Consider the following 2680-nt stretch of genomic DNA (forward strand, 5'->3'; position numbering starts at 1 on the left):
AGGTTTCAACGTCGGTCACCTTTTCAAAGGTAATACCGAATAGGCGCTCCACGACAGAGAACATGCCATTCACTACTTTCTCAGCCGGGAACCAGGGACGCAACTCTTCCTGAGAAATAGCGTAGCGTTGCTGCCTGAGCTTCTCGGCATAGTAACCAATGTCCCAGGCCTGCAAATCATCAGCACCATGCTCTGCTTTGGCAAACGCTCTCAGTTCATTCAGTTCTTTTTCTGCCTGAGGCTTACTCTTACTGGCCAGATCTTCCAGAAACGCCATGACCTTATCAGTAGAGTCAGCCATTTTGGTCGCCAGTGAGTATTCTGCATAATTGTTGAAACCCAGCAATTCGGCCAGCTCCTGACGCAGTTTGAGAATTTCATTAATGTTGTCTGAATTATCAAATTCGCCCGCATTCGGGCCCTGATCTGATGCCCGGGTACTGAATGCTGTATAAACCTCTTCACGCAGTTCACGATTGTCTGCATAGGTGATCACCGGGAAATAGCTTGGAAAATCCAGATTCAGCATCCAGCCTTCGCTGTGTCCTTTGGACTCAGCCAGCTGTTTCGCGCCTGCCAATGCCGATTCAGGCAAACCGATCAGCTCTGACTCATCGGTCATCAGCTTGGACCAGGCCATGGTGGCGTCCAAAACGTTGTCGGAAAACTGGCTGGTCAGTTCAGAAAGGCGTTTTTGGATGTCACCATAACGGGCTTTTTTCTCTTGGGGTAGGGCAACGCCCGCCAGTTTGAAATCACGTAAATTATCCGTAATGACTTTTTTCTGGGCCTTATCCAGCTTTTCGAACTCTGCTGACTCAGACAGCGTCAGATAGGCCTGATAGAGGTCCTGATTCTGACCCAGCCGTGTTGAATATTCAGAGAGCAGAGGCAGACAGGCATTGTAAGCATCTCTTAATTCATCGGTATTCACGACAGCATTCATGTGGCCCACCGGAGACCAGGCCTGATTAAGCCTGTCACCCAGACTGTCCATGGGTTCCTGAAGAGTCTTCCAGCTGAACGATTGATTTTTATCCGCCAGAAGTGCGTCTACCGCTTGCTCACTCTCGGCAATAATGGTCTCTATAGCCGGTTTTATATACTCTGGTTTAATCTTGGCAAAGGGAGGCAGTTCGCAGGTTTCCAGCAGTGGGTTGCTCATAATTCAGATGCTCGCTGTTTATTGTCCAAACTGAACGTTCTTTTTATGTCTATGGGTGCAGGATTATCGGTTTTCAAGGACAATGCAATACCTACGAGCAAAGAAGCCAAACACCATGACAAGCCATTCCATCAGAACCTTCAGAGGTCATACCCCAACACTGGGTGACCGGGTATTTATTGACGAAACCGCTCTGGTCCTGGGCGATGTAGAAATTGGTGAAGACAGCTCTGTCTGGCCCATGGCAGTAGTGCGTGGAGATATGCACCGCATCCGCATAGGCTCACGCACCAGTATCCAGGACGGTTCGGTGTTGCATATCACCCATGCCAGCACTTTCAACCCTGATGGTTACCCGTTGATTATTGGTGATGAAGTGACGGTCGGTCACAAGGTCACCCTGCATGGCTGCACGATCCACAATCGTTGCCTGATTGGCATTGGAGCTGTGGTAATGGATGGCGCAGTGGTCGAAGAGGAAGTCATTGTTGCTGCGGGCAGCCTGGTGCCACCGGGAAAACGACTGGAAAGCGGATTCGTGTACAAAGGCAATCCAGCCCAGAAAGCTCGCCCAATCAGTGAAAAAGAGAAAGCTCTCTTCTCTTACGGTGCGAACAACTATGTGAAGTTGAAAGACGAATACCTGGGCATTTAAAAAAGTTATTAAAGATTAATTTAATATAATTAAAATTCATTTTCGCCCATAGTATTACAGACGGTTGAACTAACCAGACCTAATCTTCCCATATCAGTTGATGATTTGGGGAGATTCACCATGAGCGAAACTATCAAGCCTATCGACAGACCTGCCTCTCAACAAGCCCACTGGATCGCAGACAGCCAAATGGATAATCAGGAAATCTACAATGCTGAAAAGCAGGCTGAGAAATTCCATGAAAATCTCAGTGCCCTAACCGCTGAACAGAGTTCTGGACCTATGAAAGATAAACAGGCCAGATTGGCATTGTTGGTGAGCCAAAAGAATTTTGTTATTTAAGCCTGTGCAAGTTAAAAGGTCTGCTAAGCTGACGACTTCATTCACTTAAACAGGCTCCATGATTTATGTCCTTAGAAGCAAGACTCGAAAAGCTTGAAGCACAGCATAAAAATCTTGGCGCAGATGTGCACAGTCTGGCCAGGGTGTGTGCAGATATAAAAAACATTGCACTCACTAATCAGAGTGATATTACCGGATTAAAGTTAGATGTTTCCGAGGTGAAGACGGATCTCGCTGCCGTCAAAGCCTGCATAGCCGCACTGACAGAAGCTACCCACGCAGGGTTCAAAAGGGCGGATGAACAACACAACGAGTTCGTCAGGGAAACCCGTCAACGCTTTGATGAACATGATAAGCGCTTTGATGAACATGATAAGCGCTTTGATGAAGTCGATCAGCGCTTTGACAAGGTCGATGAGCGTTTTGACAAGGTCGATGAGCGTTTTGATCAGCTTGAGTTACTCATCCGTCAGAGGATTCCCAATACTCAAAACTGATCACTTCCCAAAGCTTATCCC

At 47.5% G+C, this 2680-nt stretch carries 4 protein-coding genes; 3 read left to right on the forward strand and 1 reads right to left on the reverse strand.

What is annotated here, in order from left to right:
- Positions 1-1165 (reverse strand): M3 family metallopeptidase (locus KDK18_RS03995; protein ID WP_257253373.1); only part of this gene is annotated, 1165 nt, incomplete at its 3' end.
- A 115-nt stretch (positions 1166-1280) separates the two neighbouring features.
- On the opposite strand from KDK18_RS03995, the gene KDK18_RS04000 reads away from it, so the two are divergent.
- The 3 genes from KDK18_RS04000 (at position 1281) to KDK18_RS04010 (ending at position 2659) form a co-directional block, all read left to right on the forward strand.
- On the forward strand, positions 1281-1820 hold the full coding sequence (locus tag KDK18_RS04000; RefSeq protein WP_257253374.1) for a gamma carbonic anhydrase family protein: 540 nt from the start codon (positions 1281-1283) through the stop codon (positions 1818-1820).
- 120 nt (positions 1821-1940) lie between these two features.
- The gene (locus KDK18_RS04005) at positions 1941-2162 is read left to right on the forward strand and encodes a hypothetical protein (protein WP_257253375.1); all 222 of its coding nucleotides are present in this window, start codon (positions 1941-1943) and stop codon (positions 2160-2162) included.
- 65 nt (positions 2163-2227) lie between these two features.
- Entirely contained in the window at positions 2228-2659 is a 432-nt protein-coding gene (locus tag KDK18_RS04010; protein WP_257253377.1) for a hypothetical protein, read from the forward strand.
- The last annotated feature ends 21 nt before the right edge of the window (positions 2660-2680 follow it).

The sequence above is a fragment of the Endozoicomonas sp. SESOKO3 genome (assembly GCF_024606255.1).